Raw genomic sequence first — 20,049 nt, forward strand, 5'->3', positions numbered from 1 at the left:
CACCTCCTAAATTTTTTAAGTTTACATCAATATTATTATAACAGCAGTAAAAAATGTTTCAAGTCTGAATTAAACTTAATTTTATTTTAAATCTTGTAATTTTTAGTAAATACTTATAAATATTCCTTTAAACGTAACGCTATCTTATTACCCACTATCTTCGAAAGTTCTTCAAGAGGTGCATTTTTTATATTTTCTATACTTTTATACTTTTTAAGCAATATTTTTTTTCTTTTTGGTCCAATTCCTGGAATATCGTCTAGTTTGCTTAATGTATAATTTTTTAACTTTAAGCTACCACTAAAACTATTTGCTACTCTATGTGTTTCATCACGTATTGATATTAAAGTGCGTAAAACTTCATCATTTTCTTTCAATTTAAATTCTTTATTTTTTGTAACAATTATTTCTTCCTTTTTAGCAATACCAACCACATCAACATCTAGTCCCAATTCATTAAACGCTTCAATCGCAGCATTGACCTGTCCTCTTCCTCCGTCAACAAAAATTAGATCAGGCGCTTCATGTTTTGTATATCTTTTCCTAATAAACATCCTGATACTTTCAAAATCATCTAAAATATCACCAAGTTTATACCTTCTATATTCTTCTGGCTTTGGTACTCCATTTTCAAACACTACCAAAGATGCTACTGTAAATTTTCCATTTCTGTGAGAAATATCTGTTCCTTCAATTCTATATGGAATCTTTTTCAAACCTAATATTTCTTTAATCTTTTTTAAAGTATCTCTTCTCAGTCTTTTTGCTTTGAAATGTTCTTTTAAATTTTCATATGCTATTTCAAGTAAATATCTATCACTATCATCTAAAGAAACATTTATAGGTATATCAAACTCTATTTTATTTAAATTACTACTTTCGAATGTAACTATTTTTGTCGGTAAATCACTTTTCATTCCATAGTAAAATTGATATAAAAATTCTTCAAATGACAAATTCGCTTCATAAAAAAGCTTTGATAATAAAACTCCACCACGAACCTTTAAAACTAAAAAAACTTTTTTTGAATATGCAATATAGTCCACACATCTTTTATCATTTAAAATCACACCTTGTGTGTTTAACAGTTTTTCAAATGATAATAACAAATCTCTATATTTAGCTGCATTTTCAAAATCAAGCATTTTAGAATGATAATTCATCTTTTGTTCAATATAGTCTTTTACAAATTCAAAATCTCCTGATAAAACCTTTTTTAAATTATTTATTGCCGACATATAAATATTTTTATTTTCAAATTTGCATGGTGCCAGACATGTTTTTAAATGATATTCAATACAAGGTTTCTTAATTTTAGATAAATCTTTTTTGCAAGTTCTGAACCCAAAAATTTTTTGTAAAATCTCTAACAATAATCTTGTAAAAGTTATATTAGTAAAAGGGCCAAAAAATATTCCTGAACTTTTCCTACTTCTTGTAACTTCAACATACGGATATTCATCATCTGATATCCTAATATACGGATATCTTTCACCTTCTTTTAGCATTATGTTATACTTTGGTTTATGTTTAAATATTAAGGTAGCCTCTAATAATAATGCCTCTTTTTCATTTTTTACAATAATAACTTCTAGACTATTTGATTCCTCAACAATTAGCCTACTCTTTTCTTCTTTAAGTGAAAAATGTGAATTAAGCCTTCTTTTTAAATTTTTTGCTTTTCCAATATAAATATATTCACTTCCATTCTTAAAGATATATACTCCAGGTTTTTCACTGACGTTATATAAAACACTTTTGTCTAACATTTGATCCCTCCATACAAAAAATGTGGGGACTTCCCCCACATTTTTTATGAGCTAAACTTTTCTTATTCTATATTTCTATTTTTAATACCAAAAATCAAAGTTATAACATATGCCCAACCGATAGAAAATAAAGCAACAAATGCAGCATCTTTAACCCAAATCAAATCAATTATCAAGAAGACAATCATTATTATTGAAAATAGTATAGCTTTTCTCATTGCCTTACGAATATTCAACTTTGAAATATCACTAGCAGCTAGCATTGAGTAAATAGCTATTACTAAATACGCAACTGGCGATATAGACAAACCAAGTTTTGAATAAAAATTTACAAATCCACCAGATGCAAAAAACGCAAGAGAAACAGCGAAAAATACCCATGACACCACACTTGAAATACCAAATGAGGATTTAGCTTGTTGAATCACACCAAGCAATAATACCAATCCAATTACTATATTCATTATAAAAACCAAAACTGCATAAGCGGTAACCCCTAACATTAATTATCACCTTCACTGTTAAGAAATTCCTTATATTCTTCCTCGGTCATCAATTCATCAAGCTCTGAAGGATTTGAAATTTCAATTTTCACCAACCATCCTTCACCTTCAGCATCTTCATTAACAAGTTCTGGCCTTGCATCAAGCTCACTATTTACTTCTACAATTTTTCCGCTAATTGGTGCATAAACATCACTTGCTGCTTTAACACTTTCTATTGATAACAAAACATCACCTTTTTTAACTTCTTTACCTACTTCTGGCAAATCAACATAAACAATATCTCCAAGCTCTTCTTGTGCATGAGAAGTAATTCCAACATACCCGTTTTCATCTACCCATTCATGAGTTTTTGTAAATTTTTTCATGAAAACCCCTCCTTGATTTTATTTGTTCATTAATATTCTAACATATAAACTAACTATTTCAACTATCTAGAGATAGTATATAAGTTTAATTCTAATAGAAAATTTGTAATTTTCCTGTATTAATAAAATTATTGAAATGTCATAAATCAAATGTTAAAATGGACAATGTTTGGAAGAATTAGATCAGGAGGTGATTTAATGAAGATAGAATACTTTAAGAATGACAAATGCAGTGTATGTAAAGCTATGCTTCCTAAAATCCAAACTATAGCAAAAAACTTTGATATTGATATTGAGGTAATTGACGTTATAGAAAATCCTTCTTATCCAGCTCAAAAATTAGTATTTACAGTACCAACAGTAATAATATTGGATAAAGAATTTGAAATCAAACGATTTGCAAGAAATTTTAGTATTAGTGAGGTAATAAATACAATTGAAAGATACCTAGAAATAAGTAATAAAGAATAAGGCTAATAGGGAAATCCCTATTAGCCTATAATTAATTTTCCTAAATTTAAGAAGATAAAGGACAATATATATGCTATCAAAAAACTATATATTACAGTAAAAATAACCCACTTCCAACTTCCAGTTTCACTTTTTATGGTCGCAATTGTAGCAAAACAAGGAATATATAACATCACAAAAATTAAAAATGCATAAGCATTTACACTATTTAAAGACTCACTAAGAGCGAGTTTTGCACTAATCAAATCTCCCTCTGTAAATCCATATAACATAGACATTGTCGAAACTATTACTTCTTTAGCAACACCTCCAAAAAATAATGCTGTTCCAATTTTCCAATCAAAACCTAGAGGTTTTAAAATATATTCCAAAGTTTTTCCGATATATGATGCATAACTTGTTTCAACATCTCCTTTATTTGGAAAATAAGTAAGTCCCCAAACTAAAATACTTGTAATAAGAATTATTGTTCCTGCCTTCTTTAAAAAATGACTTCCTTTATTCCACATATAAATTGCTATATTTCTAATCGTAGGCACTCTATACCTGGGCAATTCCATTACTAATGGGACACTTTCACCCTTGAAAAATACTTTATTGACAAAAAAAGCTGTAAAAGCTGTAATCAATATACTTATAGCATAAATACTAAACAAAACCTCAGCTTTATACCTTGGAAAAAATATACTGATTATCATCATATAAACAGGCAACCTTGCACTACATGAAATAAAAGGTGCCGAAAGTATAGTTCCTAATCTTTCTTTCTCATCTGGTAATCCTCTTGCAGTCATAATAGATGGAACATTACAACCAAAACCTAACAGTAAAGACATAAATGATCTTCCTGAAAGTTTCATTTTATACATTATTCTATCCAATACAAAAGCTGCTCTGGGCAAATAACCTGTTTCTTCTAAAATACCTAACGCAATAAACAATGCAAAAATATTAGGAACAAATACTAAAACACCACCAACACCACCAATTAATCCATCTGCAATTAACGAAGTGAACAAACCATCACCAAAAGATTTTACATAGTCTGCAAGTTGACTAAAAGAATAATCCAATATATCAGCTAATGGCTGTACCACATCAAAAGTAAATTTAAATATAATATACATAATAGCTACTAAAATTGGAATACCAAATATTTTGTGTGTTAAAACGTGGTCTATCTTATCATTCATGGTCTTTATATACTCAATATTATTACCAGAATACGCTTCTTTTAATACGTATTTTACATATTCATATCTTATTTTCGGAATATGATTCAATGCATTTTCTTTAATAGCTTTATCAATTTTCACTATATTTTCAAGTTTATTAACAAAATATTCGTCCCCTTCTAAATATTTAAGTGCAGCATATCTTTTATTTTTAAATAAATCATCTGGAATTTGATTTTCAATATCTACAATTATCTTTTCATATTCTTTATAATCAAAAATAACATTTTTAATTTTTTTACCTTTTGCTATATCAACTATCATATCTTTTAACTCACTAATTCCTTCTCCAGTTTTTGCGGAAGTAAATACTACAGGGACTCCAAAATGTTTTTGAAGTTCATACTTATCAATTTTTGTCTTTTGCCTTTTAACTTCATCATAAGAATTCATAACCAAGATTACGCTTTTTGTAATCTCCAAAGTTTCTATTAGAAGATAAAAACTCTGTTCCGGATTCAAAGAATCAGCTATTAGTAGAGTCACATTAGGAGTTGAAAAAAACAAAAAATCTCTAGTAATTTTTTCATCAATCGATTTTGATGATAAAGAATACGTTCCAGGAAGATCTATAAAATGTAACGTATTTCCTTTCCATTCTGTTGCACCTTCAATTTTGCTTACAGTAACTCCGGGCCAATTTGCAACATATTGCCTTGCACCAACGAGCCTATTAAAAATACTTGTTTTACCAACATTTGGATTCCCAACTAAAGCTACGGTCACTACCATATCATTTCCTCCTTAATATTATTTTGTTTTTCATCCCCTCACCTAAATGAATCTTACTATTATCCACAAAAATTTCACTATTTTTTATTTGAATAATTTTTCCCGGCAAAATTCCCAATCTACTAATCTTATATATAAATCTTTTTCCTCCACAAACTTTAACAACTTCATATTCACCATCATTTGCCAAAGATAATGGTATTGAATCATCTAACAATACAACTTCAATAGTAGAAGCCTCTGAATTCCTCATAGATATTAATTTATTAAAAACTCTGTACATTCTTGGATCTCCCATAGGAGAAGTTCTAACAACTTCGACTATGCTTTCAGGAATTAATCCCAAACCCAAAAGTCTGTTTCTAATTTTAGAATCCTTGATTGATAAAATTTTCACTTTTACACATTCAGGTATTTTATCTAAAGTCAAAGCTACTACTCCCTTCTTATTGAAAATTATTCTCAACAAGATTTTATCAAAAGTTTTAGTTAAAGTCAAGTAGTGATATAATTTATATATGACTAAAAGGAGGAGATTTTATGAATAATAAATTAAAATGGATTGTCATAACAATTTCACTGACTTTAACTATAATTAGTATGTTCACAGTAACGCTTTTTTCAAAAGGAATAATTCAATATTCTTGGATTTTAAAAGTTCCTGGAAGAATTTCTGGAGGACAATTTATACCTGGAATGGAAAAGTTGTATTTTAAACTCTTCCTTAGCTTTTTATTCAATACATTGGCAATTCTTACTTTATCGACATTATTTAGCAAATTTAATAATAAAATTACTGACGAAATCTCACTTGTTCTTGGTATAACTTTCTTATTTGTTTCATTATTATCTTTTTACAATATTTTTCAACTAATAGCATTCCTTTTTTCTTTACTTTTGTTATATTTTATATTTTCAAAACGCTAAATAATTTTCAATCTTTTCAAGTGTTTTTGGACCAATCCCATTAACATTTAGAAGTTCATCTAAAGACTTAAACTTACCATTTTTTTCTCTATACTCAATTATTCTCTTTGCTTTTGAAGGACCTATTCCTGGTAATTTTTCAAGCTGTTTTTCATCAGCTTCATTAATATTTATCTTTTTTAGCTCATTATTCATATTAATTTGTACCTCATTCGTTTTTGAAACTGTTACATAATCTCTTATTTTTTCAAGTGTTGACGGACCAATCCCAGTAACATTTATTAAATCATCAATTGAATTAAAATTCCCGTGCGCCTGCCTGTAGGAAATAATTGCTTTTGCTTTTACTGTTCCAATCCCAGGAAGACTCATTAACTGTTCTAAATCAGCCTTGTTAAGATCTATTATTTGTGATTCATAGTCTCTCTTAATTTCCTTACTATTTACATTATTATATTGTTTTTCATGAAATATAACTGTACTTATCAATATAAATAGTGTGAAAATAATGATAAATTCTTTAAAATACTTTATTTTGCTATTCAAAATCTCACCATAAAACAAAGCTTGCATACCCTACGGTAAAAGTATAATCCTTTGAATATTCGGCACTGGTAGTGTGATATACAAGCTTTACATTATCAAAATACATCGTTAAAACTGACATTGGCCCTATTCCACAAGCACTAATTGATTTTCTTAGCGAATAAATTCCTTCTATATTCCTTTCCAATATCTTTTCAATCAATTTTTCATCTTTTCTAAGAGTAATTTCATGAGATTCGTAATGATTAAAATCAGATGAAGCAACTAAAAGAGTATTTTTTAAATCTATCTTTTTTAATAATTCAACTATCTTTATTGTGTTTTCATAAGATTGATAATTATAAATAATCGGTACAAATTTAAAGCTGCCAAAATAATATTTTAAAATCGGCAGCAAAACTTCAATTGAATGTTCTAATATATGAGCTTTATAGTTCTCTTCAAAAATTTCATTTTTTAACAAATAATTATTTAATTCTTCGTCAATCCCAACATATCCAAAGGGAGTATTCCATTTTCCTCTTGGCCACAATGAACAAATATTTCCGGCAATTCCAGTATGATTTGTTCCAAATATAATTATTCTTTCAGGTTTTCCAAAATCCAAAGCTTTACATATTGCATACAAAGCCGTTTTGCCACTATAAACGTATCCTGCATGAGGCAAAATTAAACCAAAATTAGAATTTGTATTTTTAATTTCTTTTACTTTGCAAAATTGGTTAAAAAATTTTATCAATAATTCTGAATTTTTAGGATAAAATTTATCAGCATAGTACATCTCTCTTTCCATTATTTCACAACCTTGGCTGAAATAAATATTACTATATTACGTTTAACTTTATCAGATTTTTCAGAAACAAAGAATTTTCCAATAATTGGTAAATCACCTAATATTGGAATCTTTGAAACTGTTTTGCTATTTTCCTCTCTAGAAAGTCCTCCAATTACTAAAGTCTGATTTTCTTTCAACAATATCTTTGATGAAAATTCTCTTGTTCTTTCAACTGGTAATGAGAGCGAGTATTGTCTCTTTAAATCCCAATCAAAACTACTGACTTTAATATTAAGTTCCAAATCAATAGTATTATCAGCATTAATATACGGAGTAATTTCAAGTGTTACTCCAGATTCAATGTATTTAATTTCTTGAGTATTTTCTGCTGTTGATAAAACTATAGGGATCTTATCACCTATTAAAATACTTGCTGTTTCTCCGCTCTTTGCTACTACGTTTGGACTTGCTAAAACATTTGTGTTTTTATTAGTTACATTATTTCCATTGCCTATCTCAATATTTAAACTACTATTACCATCACTTCCAATAGACAATAACTTATTTATAATTCCTTCAATGCTCAAATTACTCAATGATAATTTAACGTTAAAATCATCATTTGATAAAGTACCCAAATCTGACGTTATTTTCCCCAAATTATACTCAAAATTATCTGATAACTCTTCATCTACTACTTTAACTTCTATCAATGCAAGCTTTGCATTTAAATTTTGTTTAATGTAACTTCTGACCTCTTCAGCAACTTTTGCATCAATTCCTGTTGCAATAACAACTCCTGCCGAAGTATCAACAAACGATTGACCACCATAAAACTCTATTAATTCTTTTACTTTATCAACATTTTGAGAAACTGAAAATACAAATGTTGTAGTTGTCTTTGTTGAACTACCTGTTATCATATCAAAGATGTAAATACCGTTTTCTTTTTTTATTGCTACATTATAATTACTTAAAATTGTTTCAAAATCATCAAAAGTAATATCTTGAACGTAAATATTAGCAATTGAATTAATTTCTCTTGAAATAACAGCAGAGTATTTATAACCTTTTACAACCTGTTCAATTATATTTTTAAGTGGAACATTTTCTGCGTTTATTGTAATTAAACCATCTTCACTTATATTCACATTTTTCCCACTAACATTTGTAACATTTTCTTGCCCTTTTGGTTTTATAAATACCATACTTCCTTCTTTTGTTATATCGACTTTCGAACTTATAATATTTTCAAATTCGTCCAGACTCGAATCTTTTAAAACAATATTCAAATTATCGGTTACAGAATCAATCAAAACCGAATAACCAAATTTGGGATAAATTTCTCTGGCAAGTTGTTCTATTGAAATATTAGTAGCATTAATAGTAATTTTATTATCAACAACCTCTACAAATTGTGATTTTAATTTTCTTCCAACATGTAAAAATCCGTTTTCTTCTCTAACAAAAACACCGTATTCGTTTAATAATTTCTCAAAATCTTCTATCGATGCATTTGACAATTTTATATCTACTTTCTTTTTCACTTCTTCATCAAATATTACACTCTTTTTAGTTGTTAATAAAAATACTTTCTTAATTAATTCGTCTAAATCATAATCTTTTACATCTATATATAATCTACCATTTTCGAAACTTATTTGATTCTTAGAAAATTCTTTTAATAACTCTATTGCCCTATAAACTAATTTTTCATTGCCCTTTAAATAAAACTTATCATCTATTTTTTTAACAATTATGTTATTTCCAAAGTAAAGATTTAATAGCTCATTAATCTTTCCTTCGTCTAAATCACTTGCCAACGAAACTATTGTCGAATCATTAGTTAAATTTTCAAGCAAAGTTTCTGCTTCATCGATTTCTGACTGGCTCCCTAAAAGCAATACATTATTGTTTATTTTAAATACCTTTAATTCTCCCACCTCTTTTAATAATTCGTCAATTCCATCAAAATAAACATTATTTAAAATCTTAAAACTCTTACCTTGTGAGTATTTTCTTACAAATTCTCTTGCTTTTTCAACATTTTCACTACTTCCATTAAGAATTAATATCTGACTTTTTGGATAATATTCCATATTCACTTTATACAACTGCGATATTACTCCTTGAAGTTCTTCGTAATTTTGAAGATTTATTTTCTCCAAATAATATTTATTTTCACTATTGCCAAAATAATTATTTATAAACTCAAATGCCTTGGAAATTTGTCTTCCTTTAAGAATAACACCTTTTTCAGTATTGATAACTTCAATGTTATACAAATCTTTTAAAATCTTTGTTTGAGATTCATTAAGATGAATATTTTCAATAAACTGTATTTTTTCTCCGTAACTTTCTCTAATTTCCTTTACCTTGTTTTCCATATCATTATTTACATTATTAAAAACCATCAAATTATCAGTTTCATAGACTGGTGAAGCATCCAAAAGTGCTTTAAAAACTGCTTTTGGCGGATCAAATGGAGTTATCTCTAAAACAAATTTTGAATTTAAAGTATTATTAGCAATTATTTCATCAATAACTTTTTCTTTTCCTCTAATCAAGAAACTACCATCTGAAAATTCCTTTAAAATTTCCACATCGTACAGTTTTAAATTTTCTTTATTAATTTTCAACCTTAAAGTTTTTACACTTGCAAGTTCCAAAAATTGCATAAATCTAGAATAAACTTGTTTAGTTACAAAAAGAGTTACGAAAACTTTTCCATTAACTTCTAAAACCTTACCGTTTTCCTCGGAAACACTTAAATATTCTAATGCCCTTTTAACTGTATCAACATTTATATCTTCAAAAACCATTCTGTAAGGATTACCTATTGTTCTATCATTATTTAATCTAATCACTACATCTCTAAACTTCTCTGGAACTTTTATGTCTTGACCTAAAGATTTAAATGGTATATTTAAGCTTTCTAAAATAGTTTTTATTCTTTCTGGATACCCAACTTCAACTGTTACATAATCAAAAAATGGATCGTCAAAACTATCTTTTAAAATTGAAATTAAGTAACCAATAGTATTAGCAGATTCATTATCTGAATATATCGCAACTTGCCTTAATCCATACAAAATAGAATATTTAAAATCATATATACTCGAAATATTAGTTAAAAAATCTTCTAAAACTTCTTTACTAACATTAAATTTAAAGTAATACCATGACTTACTGGGCTGCTGAGATATAGCATCAGCAATTAATCTGTGTTCCCTAATGCCTCCATAGACAAATAGTTTGCTCTTATCCTTTATATAATTAGCAAAAGTTCCAGCACCAAGTAACAATCTTATTTTCTCAGAATCAATTTCCTCATAATAAATTTGCCAATAATATGCAAAATTCTTTTTAATTTCATTTTCTAACCCCAAATAAAGCGTTCCATCCGGTCCATATGCATAACAAACATCTGGATTATTTAATAGTAACAATCTTAAAGCATCTTCAATAGAAACATCATTGACCTCGAGATTCACATTTTTATTTCTAACTCCATCGTATAGTGAAATATTAACACCAATTGCATCAGAAAAATCCCTTATAACAACATCCAATGGAGCATTCAAAAATGAAAAACTATATTTCTTATCAGAAACACTTACAGGCATTGTAATAACTATTTTATTCCCCATAACAATCCAATCAACCTTAACTGGTACCAGATAAAACAAGAATACATTTGTATCATTATTAATAGTTACTATTTGTAAACCTTCTAAAGGACCTTTCGATACTGGTAAAAATGAATTTTTAGAAATTGTATTTTTTAAGGTCAAATAATAAACATTTTGTGAATCATTCCAACCAAAATCAACTTCAGAGGGTTGAAGATTCCTATCATTCTCTATTATCAACTGCATTTTATTACCATTTATGTAATAATCAACGTTAACTAAATTAGCAATCAAATTTAAAGATATAACCAAAAATAAAATAACTGCAAATTTAATTTTCATCACTTATCCCCCCTGACTTTTTTGAAACTATTAATTTAATACTTCCATCTTTAATATCTAATACCACAAGACTATTTCCTGAAATATTTAATATGTAATATCTATTTAGTAAAATCTGCTTGGGATCAACTTTCAATAATTGCTTATCATTTCTTAAATATACCACTGAAGTTCCTGATTCATCATAATAACCTAAATATTCTAAATCTTCTACAATTGAAAAATTACCCAATTTCGAGTAACTTCCATCAATTTTCAAGTAATAAGGCTCAAAAAAACTTACATCTTTTACATTAATAAAGTTTAGATAATAATCTTTTATTTTAACAACATTAACAGAACTTAAAACTTCAACTTCTAAACTTTTTCTCAAATTTAAAATAGAAATGAAAAAAATTACTACAATTAAAATTAACACTAAAATAATAAATAAATATTTCTTATTTAATGTCAATTATATCACCAACCTCTAAATCTAACGAAATGTTTGCTTTACTTTTGGAATTAAATATTAATGGAAAATCAACATTTACATCAACATTTAATTTATTAATAATTATAGATTTTGAATTAACCAAATTATAGAAAAACTTTTCAAATTCTTCCCTTTCAAGTGTATTAGATAAACGTTTGTTTTCATCTAAATACTTAGCTATTTCACTACTAAAATGACTATCTTTATTTAAAAATAACTTTGCATTATTATACTGCGTTAACAAAATTTTAAAATCACTAATTTTCCTATCTAAAATTATAGTTTTTTGATTAAACTTTTTTAAAAATGAAATTTTAATAAATAAAAAATCATACAGTGCAAATAAAATCCCAAACAAAAAGGCTATAATTAAAATCAAATTAGCAATTTTTAATTTCAAACTCACAACTCTCCCCCCAATTGTAACTCATACATTTTAAAATTCTCATATACATTTTTAATGTCAGTAACTTTTAGTTCGACATTTTTATAATACTTACTTAATTTCTCCTTTATCGTTTCGGGAACAACAGGCTTTTCCGAATATTCATAAAAAGTTATCAAAAAACTATTACCATCAAATTCAATATTTTTTATAAAAAAATATTCATTAATATTAGATAATTCATTAACTAAAACTTGAAGAAAATACTTTGAAAAGAAAGATTTATTCAAAGAAGTTTTTAAAAATCTAATCTTATTAATCAAACTATTTATTTTAGAATCATATTCTGAAATCTTTAAATCAACAATGTCAGGAATTTCAGTTAATTCATTAAAAGAAATTTCATTAAAAACCAATGGATGATTTCTAATTATATTTGCTATATTTGTAAACAAAAAGAATTGAGAAAAATAATACAATGAAAAAAAAGGTAGAAACGATATAATTAAATATATTAAAAATCTCTTTAATGAAATTCTCTTTTCTTTATCTTTGTATAAATTTAAATTTTCCAAACTCAAATCCCCCCCTTGTAATTAACCCTAAACTTCCTAAATACTTAGGTTTTATAACAGGATATTTAAAATTGCGAGCAGTGAAAATTTTATTAAAAATTTCAGAATCTGTATAATGTTCAAAAATTAATTTATTCACTAATTCTGAATCAGTATATACAAATCCAGATTGTATATCTTCAATCGTTAATTGTTTTTGAGAAGAATTTAAACTAACAAAAATCTCACGTTCAATCAATGAAAACATGTCTCCTAAAAAATTGTATAAAAATCTACTAACATCTTCTTTTAAAGCTTCATCATCCAAATCTTCAACTTCATATAAATTATAACCAAATTCATCATTGCACAAATCATTTAAGTATTTTAGGCTCAATTCTGAATACCTTACCGATTCTATACTACTTCCATTTAAAATAATTAGCCCCGAATATTCTGAATTTATGAAAAATTCAATGTTATAACCTGGAAATTTTGAAAGCAATAAAGATTCCTTAAAGAAATCAGGACAAACAATATCTGGTTCAGGTATCTTCATAGATTCTAATTTGTGAAAATACTCATTTAAATCGGCTTTTCTTACAACAAATACTTCCAAACCGTTAGAAGTTTTTAAAAAATCAAAACTAAATTCAGAACTTTCTAAATTAAAATTTTGTGAAACTTCTAAAACGATATAATTTTCAATATCCTTCCTTTTTTTTATCATTGGCATTTGAAGATTTAAATTTAAAATCAAATCCCAAGGTATATTCACTATAATCAAATCATCTACTTCAAATTCAAAATCTCCATTATATTCTCTTAATTCTTTAATTTTGATTTTTCCAAAAAAATACTCACCAACCGCCTGATATACTTTACTGCCAATTATATCAAACCCAACCAATCTTCTACTTAAAAGATTCGGCAAAAAACTTCCCCCCTTTATTTTACAGATACATCAAATGAAATAGGTTCAATCTTAAAACTCCCAAAAGTTCCTGAAGTAACACTTTTTCTTGGAATAATTCTCAAGTTATTATCTTCAAAATAATCTCCAAAATATATCTTCTTCCTTATTAGTATTTCATTCTTTGTAAATAACGAGTAATAAATTTTGACAGTATCAGCATTATACTCAATCATATCAGCATTAGATTTCCACAATCCACAATATACAATCGTTTTAAATAATTCTTCTTCTAGCATAACTTTATCAAGAATCGAAAACAACGAAAAAATTGAAACAGAAAAAACTATTAACGAAATTGCAATAACCATTAAAACCTCAATATATGTCATATTAACCACCAAAAGTAGATTGCATTTGAAAAATAGTAGAATACATTGCATAAGCTAAAAATGCAATAAACAAACCTACAAAAGCAATCATTAAAGGTTCAAGCATTGATAAAAGTTTTTTTGTATCCTGTTGAATTTGCTCATCAAAAAAGTCCGCCACTTTTTCCATAATCGTGTCTAACTTACCTGTTTCCTCTCCAGTACCAATCATTTCATAAATAATCTGAGGAAAAACTTTTTCACTTTTCAAAGCTTGCTTTAAAGTACTTCCACTTTTTACTTTTTCAGAAACATTTTTTATTTTCATAATAAACTTTAAATTATTTGAAGCTTTTGCTGCCATCTCCAATGAATCTATTATTGAAACACCACTTGCAATTAAAACTCCAAATGTTCTACAAAATCTTTCATATGTAATTTTCTCCTGCAATTTCCTAATCGGTGGAAATAATCTTCCGAAAAATTCTTTCGTTTTTTTACCCGGTTCTGTTCTTAAAAATAAAAACATTCCAACTAATAAAGAAATTATAACAAAAGCTACCATAAATGGATTACCTGTCACAACTTTATTGACACTAATTAAAAAGGAAATTATACCCCCTGTTGGTATAGTTCCAAACACATTGAAAAGCTTTGGCAAGATAAAAACACTTATTACTACAACAACTATAACAGCAAATCCTAAAATAAACGTAGGATAAACCATAGCAGATTTTACCTGTTGATTTGTTCTATTTAAATTTTCATAATAACTAGCTAATTTTTCGAGAGTTTCCTCTAAAACTCCACCTTCTTCCCCGGCTTTAATCATATTGATAAATACGTCATCAAAAGCTTTTTGCTTTTTAAACGCCTCAGAAAGAGACGTTCCCACATCTAATTCACTAACTATATTAACTAAAATACTTCTAAACCTTTTTGAAAATATCTCTTGGTTTGACAAAATATAAATTGCCTCTCTTAACCTTAATCCGGCTTTTACCATAGTTTCTAATTGCCTTGTAAAAAAAACTATATCTTTTAATCTTATACTAAATATATTAAAATTAAATTTCTTTACTTTACTTGCTTCTTTAATATCTATAACTATATAACCACTAGATTTTAACTTAGATAATGCCTCTTGAAGATTATATGCTTCAATTTCCCCTCTTATCTTTTTCATTTCTTTATCGTAGGCTTTATAAGCAAATTTCAAAATAATTCCCCCCTGTTTACTGGAAATAACCTTCCCCATCTACAATTTCAAAAATTTTACCTTTAAAGTCAGAAAATTTTTCAAGATCATGTGTTACTATTATCAATGATTTATCTTTTTTACTGGCCCAAAGTTTCAAAAATTCAATCAACGACTTTTCAGATTTATAATCTAAACTTACTGTCGGCTCGTCTAATATAAGGAGTTCTGGATCATGAGCAATTGCACTAGCTATTGCAACTTTTCTTTGTTGACCGCCAGAAAGTTGAAATGGAGATTTTTTCAATAACTCATCATCTAAATTCATTAAATCCTTAATTTCTTCTAATCTTTCTTTTGGATTTTTAATTTCAAAATTTTTTATTGAAAACATAATTTCATCCTCTACAGTCTCAGAAAAAAACTGCTTTTCTGGAAACTGAAAGGCAAAACCTATTTTTTTCCTAAATTTATGAGGATTTGTAAAAGGATCCTCGCCGTCAACAACTATCTCTCCAAAAGTAGGCTTCAAAAGAAAATCCATTAAATATAACAAAGTAGTCTTACCGCTTCCCGATTTCCCAATTATGAAAATAACTTCATTATCATTAATTTTAAAGTTTATATCTTTTAAAACATGCTTTTGAAATACTGTTTTATAATTATAAATATAATTTACATTTTTTAATTCAAGCGTCATAATTTTTTAGAACTATATACCCTTATTCCTCCTTCTTTACACAATTCTTCAACATTTCCAAAAATCGATCTCATATATTCTTTTATTCTCTTTCCACCTTTATTATGGTATGCAACAAGTTCTAATGTACCACCCTCTCTAAGCTTTTCAAATGCACCCTCAATCAAGTTCATCCAAACTTGTTTTCCTGCCACAATTGGTGGATTTGAAATTATATGATCAAAACTCATATTATTCCACGGTTCATATAAATATCCCTGTCTGATATCAGCTTCAATATTGTTATCTTTACTATTAATTTTTGCAAACTCAACTGCGCGCTGATTTATATCGCTCATATAAAGGTTAATGTCAGGATTTTCTTTTTTTAGAGTTATTCCAATCACTCCATAACCACAGCCAATATCTAATACATCTCCAAAATTAATTCTACTATTTTCGATCAAAATTTTTGTCGCTCTATCAATCTTTCCAAATGAATATACACCACTCGGGCTTTTAAATCTGTATACATGACCATTTTTTAGTTTTAATTCAACAATCTTTACTTTTAAAACACTTGTTGGTTTTTCAGTATAGTAATGCTCAAACATTTAATCCCTCCAAAATTTATGTTCTCCATACAATAGAACTTTTTCATTATTAAAAATTTCTTCAAAATTAACTTTTCCTAAAAATATATTATGATCTCCTGATTCAAAATCTCCAATTTTTTCACACTCTAAATATGCAACTACACCATTTAATATAGGAATTTTATTTTTACTCATTTTAAAATCAATTCCTTCAAATTTGTTAAAATTTCTTCCAGAAATAGTTCCAAAATGTTTTGCAATATTTATCTGATTGATACTAAGCAAATTTATTCCAAAAAAATTTACTTTTTTCAAAAGTTCATAGCTATATCGCTGTTTACCTATTGAAATTGCTAAAAGTTTTGGATCTATAGAAGTCCTCATTATCCAGGCTACAGTTATCCCATTTAAATTACCATTATAATTCATTGTTACAACTGCTACAGAGTTATAAATTTTTGACAAAGCATCCATAAAATCACCTCAGAATATATTATAACATAGTAATTTTTATAACAATATTTTTACTGAAAATTTGTTTTTCATTTGGTATAATATATTGAGATAAAATGAAGGAGGTGTATATTTTGAATTTAAATCTTGAAGAAATTTCAAAAAAATGTAGAGGAGATATTTTAACCATGACCACCGTAGCTCAATCTGGACATCCAGGTGGTTCTATGTCATCAATTGATATTTTAGTTAGTTTATACTCTTTTGCAAGAGTTTTTCCAAATGATCCTTGGAACGAAGATAGAGATAGAATCATAGTTAGCCATGGTCACATTTCACCTGCGGTATATAGTACACTTGCAGCGTATGGGTTTATCAATAGAGAAGAAGTTTTAACTGGTTTTAGACATCCATCAAGTATTTTTGAAGGACATATCACAAGAGGTATTCCTGGCGTTGAATGGACTACTGGAAATCTTGGCCAAGGACTTTCCGCAGGTGTTGGAATGGCTTTAGCTGGAAAATTAAAAAATAAAGACTATCATGTTTACGTTGTTATGAGTGACGGTGAAAGTGCAAAAGGCCAAGTAGCAGAAGCAAGAAGAACTGCAAATAAATATAATCTCGATAACCTAACTGTTATTATTGACTATAACGATATTCAAATCAGCGGGAGAGCAAGAGAGATAATGTATGTAGATCTAAAAAAAGAATATGAAGCAGCTGGATGGAATACTTTGGAAATAAACGGACACGATTTCGAGCAAATACTCTCGGCTCTAAAAATTGCTAAAAATGATGGAAAACCAACAGCAATAATTGCACATACTATTATTGGAAAAGGCGTAAGCTTTATGGAAGATACACCAAAATACCACGGTAAACCATTATCAATAGAAGAATTCAAAAAGGCTATTCAAGAACTCGGATTAAATATTGATATAGATAAATACATTGAAAATAGAAAAAAACTGCCAATTTCAGAACATAAAAAATTGTTATTAAAATACGATGTAAATATCAATAAAGGTGAATTTAGAACTTATACAGAAAAAACTGATAATAGATCAGCATTGGGAAGAGCTATTGCTGATCTTGCATTAATAAATGATAACGTTGTAGCGGTTGATTGCGATCTCAAATCTTCTGTAAAATTAGATTTTCTTGACAAAGAAAGAAAGGATAGGCTTATTGAAATTGGCGTTCAAGAACATAATGCTGCTGCATTAGCAGGTGCACTAAGTGTTGAAGGATTTATTACATTTTTTGCAGATTTTGGAGTATTTGGGATAGATGAAACATTTAATCAACATAGGTTAAACGCAATTAATAATACAAACCTTAAGGTTGTAGTAACTCACTGCGGAACAGATGTTGGTGAAGATGGAAAAACACATCATGCGTTAAATTATGTTTCTGCACCTCTATCATGGTTTGGCTTCAAAGTCATTGTTCCTGCAGATCCAAATCAAACTGATAGAGCAGTAAGATATGTTGCATCAGAATATGGAAATTTTGTAATAGCTATGGGTAGAAGTAAATTAGAACCTATAAAAAAAGAAGATGGAAGCATATTCTTTGATGAAAATTACGAATTTAAATATGGAAAAATTGATATATTAAGAGATGGAGATGATATTGTAATTATCACGATGGGTTCAATAATTCCTCCAGCATTAAAAGCAGTAGATGAACTAAGGAATGAAGGAATCAAAGTAGGTTTACTTAATGTATCTTGTCCACTTGATTTAGACGAGGAAGTTCTTACAAGATACACACGAAACAAAGTGATTGTAATTGAAGACCATAATGTTTACAATGGACTTGGAACATTAATAGAAAACAAACTCTTCAATCTAAAAATTATCCCTGACAAATTTGTTAAGATTGGTATTGACAGGTTCCCAGTATCTGGTAATAGCAATTACTTATTCAAAATTTATGGTTTTGATAGTGATAGTATTAAAAATAAAGTTAAAGAAATATTAGAAGACTAATAAAAAGCCTGGCATCAGCCAGGCTTTTTTAAATAGTTAAAGCTTTTCAATTATTTTAATATCATTATTAAATCTAAACTTTAATATATTTTCCAAAGTTTCACTGTCGGACTTCCCGGATTCAAATAATATTAAATATGTATTTTTTGAAACCTTCACATAAAAGTCACTTTTTCTAATTTTTGAACTAATATCACTCTGCGACTTTATAAGTAATGGAATAAACATTGGATTTCTTCTTTTTCTATCCAATACTATTAGTTTTAAAGCAAGTTCCATTGGTATTTCATTTTTAGTAGGTAACTCAGCAAGTTTTTCAAATAAATTCAAATCATTCTTTTTCAATTGCTGAGTGATCATTAAAATCTGCATTTCACACAACTCACGATAAGGAACAACCCACTCTTCATCTAAGCCTTCCAAAAGCTCACCTTTATAAATCTTTGCAATTTCATCCCTTGTTTTTTTTGAAGGACTTTTATCCATAAGCTTTTGAAATAAAATATAATCAATCTTCAACTTCGAAACGTCTAAATATACAACATTCCTATCAATTTTTAGAGAATCTTTTGTTAAATTTAATCCTTTTCTGAGCATATATAAAAGTGTATTAAGATTCTTCCGAGAATAACTTTCATCATATCCTTCAAAAAAAACGTTAAGAATTTCACTAACAAATACTTTTCTTTTATAATTCAAAATTAAGTAATATAAAATATGCTCTGCCTTTTTACTTTTTAAAACAATTTTTTCTGACTGAAAATAAACACCATATTCTTTGCCAAACAGTCTGATCTCCATTAAATCCCCCCAACATTTTATATTTTATCATATTTTATATTAAAATTTTAACATATTTATAAGTTTTTTCCATTTTTCTAAAATTAAACTTGTTGCCAAAAATGAGATTATATTATATCATAAGTTAGTAGAATAAACAAAGGAGGTAAAAACATGTATGAAGCAATAGTAATAGGTGGAGGGCCTGGAGGATATGTTGCAGCGATAAGGCTTTCACAGCTTGGCAAAAAAGTTGCAATTGTTGAAAAAGAAGAATTTGGTGGTACTTGTACCAATAAAGGGTGTATTCCTACTAAAGCTATGCTTACAGCCTCACACCTTTTTACT

Annotated in this window: 22 protein-coding genes; 4 read left to right on the forward strand and 18 right to left on the reverse strand. The window is 27.7% G+C overall.

From position 1 onward, the window contains the following. Positions 1–113: 113 nt before the first annotated feature. The 3 genes from uvrC to gcvH all read right to left on the reverse strand — a co-directional run bounded on the left by uvrC (position 114) and on the right by gcvH (position 2,640). Positions 114–1,769, reverse strand: coding sequence for an excinuclease ABC subunit UvrC (gene uvrC / locus JG780_RS02895; protein ID WP_287569156.1), 1,656 nt, complete (start codon positions 1,767–1,769; stop codon positions 114–116). A gap of 62 nt (positions 1,770–1,831) precedes the next feature. After that, positions 1,832–2,272, reverse strand: coding sequence for a hypothetical protein (locus JG780_RS02900; protein ID WP_012579309.1), 441 nt, complete (start codon positions 2,270–2,272; stop codon positions 1,832–1,834). Next, complete coding sequence (gcvH, locus tag JG780_RS02905; protein ID WP_004103356.1) at positions 2,272–2,640, reverse strand: glycine cleavage system protein GcvH; 369 nt, start codon at positions 2,638–2,640, stop codon at positions 2,272–2,274. Before gcvH ends, JG780_RS02900 begins: the two co-directional genes overlap by 1 nt. A 198-nt stretch (positions 2,641–2,838) precedes the next feature. On the opposite strand from gcvH, the gene JG780_RS02910 reads away from it, so the two are divergent. Continuing rightward, positions 2,839–3,111, forward strand: coding sequence for a thioredoxin family protein (locus JG780_RS02910; protein WP_004103357.1), 273 nt, complete (start codon positions 2,839–2,841; stop codon positions 3,109–3,111). Between the two features lie 20 nt (positions 3,112–3,131). Here the strand turns inward: JG780_RS02910 and feoB are convergent, their stop codons facing one another. After that, the gene (feoB, locus tag JG780_RS02915) at positions 3,132–5,078 is read right to left on the reverse strand and encodes a ferrous iron transport protein B (protein WP_287569157.1); all 1,947 of its coding nucleotides are present in this window, start codon (positions 5,076–5,078) and stop codon (positions 3,132–3,134) included. A 1-nt stretch (position 5,079) separates the two neighbouring features. Continuing rightward, positions 5,080–5,508, reverse strand: a complete 429-nt coding sequence (locus tag JG780_RS02920) for a FeoA domain-containing protein (protein ID WP_287569158.1) — start codon at positions 5,506–5,508, stop codon at positions 5,080–5,082. Between the two features lie 110 nt (positions 5,509–5,618). On the opposite strand from JG780_RS02920, the gene JG780_RS02925 reads away from it, so the two are divergent. Next, positions 5,619–6,005 (forward strand): hypothetical protein, encoded by a 387-nt coding sequence (locus tag JG780_RS02925; protein WP_287569159.1) that lies wholly within the window; start codon positions 5,619–5,621, stop codon positions 6,003–6,005. Here the strand turns inward: JG780_RS02925 and JG780_RS02930 are convergent. Genes JG780_RS02930 through JG780_RS02985 form a run of 12 tightly spaced genes read right to left on the reverse strand, consistent with a single transcriptional unit; the run spans position 5,994 to position 16,945 of the window. After that, positions 5,994–6,578: a ComEA family DNA-binding protein gene (locus JG780_RS02930; protein WP_287569160.1), complete on the reverse strand. Its 585-nt coding sequence runs from the start codon at positions 6,576–6,578 to the stop codon at positions 5,994–5,996. The genes JG780_RS02925 and JG780_RS02930 overlap by 12 nt on opposite strands. Then, the gene (amrB, locus tag JG780_RS02935; RefSeq protein WP_004103367.1) at positions 6,556–7,344 is read right to left on the reverse strand and encodes an AmmeMemoRadiSam system protein B; all 789 of its coding nucleotides are present in this window, start codon (positions 7,342–7,344) and stop codon (positions 6,556–6,558) included. The genes JG780_RS02930 and amrB overlap by 23 nt, the downstream gene beginning before the upstream one ends. Next, on the reverse strand, positions 7,344–11,300 hold the full coding sequence (locus JG780_RS02940; RefSeq protein ID WP_287569161.1) for a type II secretion system protein GspD: 3,957 nt from the start codon (positions 11,298–11,300) through the stop codon (positions 7,344–7,346). The genes amrB and JG780_RS02940 overlap by 1 nt, the downstream gene beginning before the upstream one ends. Then, positions 11,290–11,754 carry a hypothetical protein gene (locus JG780_RS02945; RefSeq protein ID WP_004103372.1) on the reverse strand — a complete coding sequence of 155 codons (465 nt, stop codon included), beginning with the start codon at positions 11,752–11,754 and terminating at the stop codon, positions 11,290–11,292. Before JG780_RS02945 ends, JG780_RS02940 begins: the two co-directional genes overlap by 11 nt. Continuing rightward, complete coding sequence (locus JG780_RS02950; protein WP_004103373.1) at positions 11,741–12,181, reverse strand: hypothetical protein; 441 nt, start codon at positions 12,179–12,181, stop codon at positions 11,741–11,743. The genes JG780_RS02945 and JG780_RS02950 overlap by 14 nt, the downstream gene beginning before the upstream one ends. Next, positions 12,178–12,735: a hypothetical protein gene (locus tag JG780_RS02955; protein ID WP_012579314.1), complete on the reverse strand. Its 558-nt coding sequence runs from the start codon at positions 12,733–12,735 to the stop codon at positions 12,178–12,180. Before JG780_RS02955 ends, JG780_RS02950 begins: the two co-directional genes overlap by 4 nt. Continuing rightward, complete coding sequence (locus JG780_RS02960; protein WP_287569162.1) at positions 12,707–13,648, reverse strand: hypothetical protein; 942 nt, start codon at positions 13,646–13,648, stop codon at positions 12,707–12,709. The genes JG780_RS02955 and JG780_RS02960 overlap by 29 nt, the downstream gene beginning before the upstream one ends. 14 nt (positions 13,649–13,662) lie before the next feature. After that, the gene (locus JG780_RS02965; protein WP_004103374.1) at positions 13,663–14,019 is read right to left on the reverse strand and encodes a type II secretion system protein; all 357 of its coding nucleotides are present in this window, start codon (positions 14,017–14,019) and stop codon (positions 13,663–13,665) included. A gap of 1 nt (position 14,020) precedes the next feature. Further along, a complete protein-coding gene (locus JG780_RS02970) occupies positions 14,021–15,217 on the reverse strand; it encodes a type II secretion system F family protein (RefSeq protein ID WP_287569163.1) in 1,197 nt (398 codons plus the stop codon). A gap of 16 nt (positions 15,218–15,233) precedes the next feature. Further along, positions 15,234–15,896: an ATP-binding cassette domain-containing protein gene (locus JG780_RS02975; RefSeq protein WP_004103375.1), complete on the reverse strand. Its 663-nt coding sequence runs from the start codon at positions 15,894–15,896 to the stop codon at positions 15,234–15,236. Beyond that, positions 15,893–16,489 (reverse strand): class I SAM-dependent methyltransferase, encoded by a 597-nt coding sequence (locus JG780_RS02980; protein WP_012579317.1) that lies wholly within the window; start codon positions 16,487–16,489, stop codon positions 15,893–15,895. The genes JG780_RS02975 and JG780_RS02980 overlap by 4 nt, the downstream gene beginning before the upstream one ends. Further along, entirely contained in the window at positions 16,490–16,945 is a 456-nt protein-coding gene (locus JG780_RS02985; protein WP_004103376.1) for a flavin reductase family protein, read from the reverse strand. A gap of 95 nt (positions 16,946–17,040) precedes the next feature. Between JG780_RS02985 and JG780_RS02990 the strand changes: the two genes are divergently transcribed. Then, complete coding sequence (locus JG780_RS02990) at positions 17,041–18,921, forward strand: transketolase (protein ID WP_038042604.1); 1,881 nt, start codon at positions 17,041–17,043, stop codon at positions 18,919–18,921. Between the two features lie 36 nt (positions 18,922–18,957). On the opposite strand, the gene JG780_RS02995 is transcribed toward JG780_RS02990, so the two are convergent. Beyond that, positions 18,958–19,722, reverse strand: a complete 765-nt coding sequence (locus JG780_RS02995) for a hypothetical protein (RefSeq protein WP_114702847.1) — start codon at positions 19,720–19,722, stop codon at positions 18,958–18,960. A gap of 153 nt (positions 19,723–19,875) precedes the next feature. On the opposite strand from JG780_RS02995, the gene JG780_RS03000 reads away from it, so the two are divergent. Continuing rightward, on the forward strand, positions 19,876–20,049 hold a 174-nt coding region (locus JG780_RS03000; protein ID WP_287569164.1), incomplete at its 3' end, for an FAD-dependent oxidoreductase.

The sequence above is a fragment of the Thermosipho sp. (in: thermotogales) genome, from assembly GCF_020054775.1.
GTDB classification, from domain to species: Bacteria; Thermotogota; Thermotogae; order Thermotogales; family Fervidobacteriaceae; genus Thermosipho; species Thermosipho africanus.

Coding starts and splice junctions, on each gene's coding strand:
- uvrC (WP_287569156.1), bottom strand. CDS start 1,769: ATGTTAGACAAAAGTGTTTTATATAACGTCAGTGAAAAACCTGGAGTA.
- JG780_RS02900 (WP_012579309.1), bottom strand. CDS start 2,272: ATGTTAGGGGTTACCGCTTATGCAGTTTTGGTTTTTATAATGAATATA.
- gcvH (WP_004103356.1), bottom strand. CDS start 2,640: ATGAAAAAATTTACAAAAACTCATGAATGGGTAGATGAAAACGGGTAT.
- JG780_RS02910 (WP_004103357.1), top strand. CDS start 2,839: ATGAAGATAGAATACTTTAAGAATGACAAATGCAGTGTATGTAAAGCT.
- feoB (WP_287569157.1), bottom strand. CDS start 5,078: ATGGTAGTGACCGTAGCTTTAGTTGGGAATCCAAATGTTGGTAAAACA.
- JG780_RS02925 (WP_287569159.1), top strand. CDS start 5,619: ATGAATAATAAATTAAAATGGATTGTCATAACAATTTCACTGACTTTA.
- JG780_RS02930 (WP_287569160.1), bottom strand. CDS start 6,578: ATGCAAGCTTTGTTTTATGGTGAGATTTTGAATAGCAAAATAAAGTAT.
- amrB (WP_004103367.1), bottom strand. CDS start 7,344: ATGGAAAGAGAGATGTACTATGCTGATAAATTTTATCCTAAAAATTCA.
- JG780_RS02940 (WP_287569161.1), bottom strand. CDS start 11,300: ATGAAAATTAAATTTGCAGTTATTTTATTTTTGGTTATATCTTTAAAT.
- JG780_RS02965 (WP_004103374.1), bottom strand. CDS start 14,019: ATGACATATATTGAGGTTTTAATGGTTATTGCAATTTCGTTAATAGTT.
- JG780_RS02975 (WP_004103375.1), bottom strand. CDS start 15,896: ATGACGCTTGAATTAAAAAATGTAAATTATATTTATAATTATAAAACA.
- JG780_RS02980 (WP_012579317.1), bottom strand. CDS start 16,489: ATGTTTGAGCATTACTATACTGAAAAACCAACAAGTGTTTTAAAAGTA.
- JG780_RS02985 (WP_004103376.1), bottom strand. CDS start 16,945: ATGGATGCTTTGTCAAAAATTTATAACTCTGTAGCAGTTGTAACAATG.
- JG780_RS02990 (WP_038042604.1), top strand. CDS start 17,041: ATGAAGGAGGTGTATATTTTGAATTTAAATCTTGAAGAAATTTCAAAA.
- JG780_RS02995 (WP_114702847.1), bottom strand. CDS start 19,722: ATGGAGATCAGACTGTTTGGCAAAGAATATGGTGTTTATTTTCAGTCA.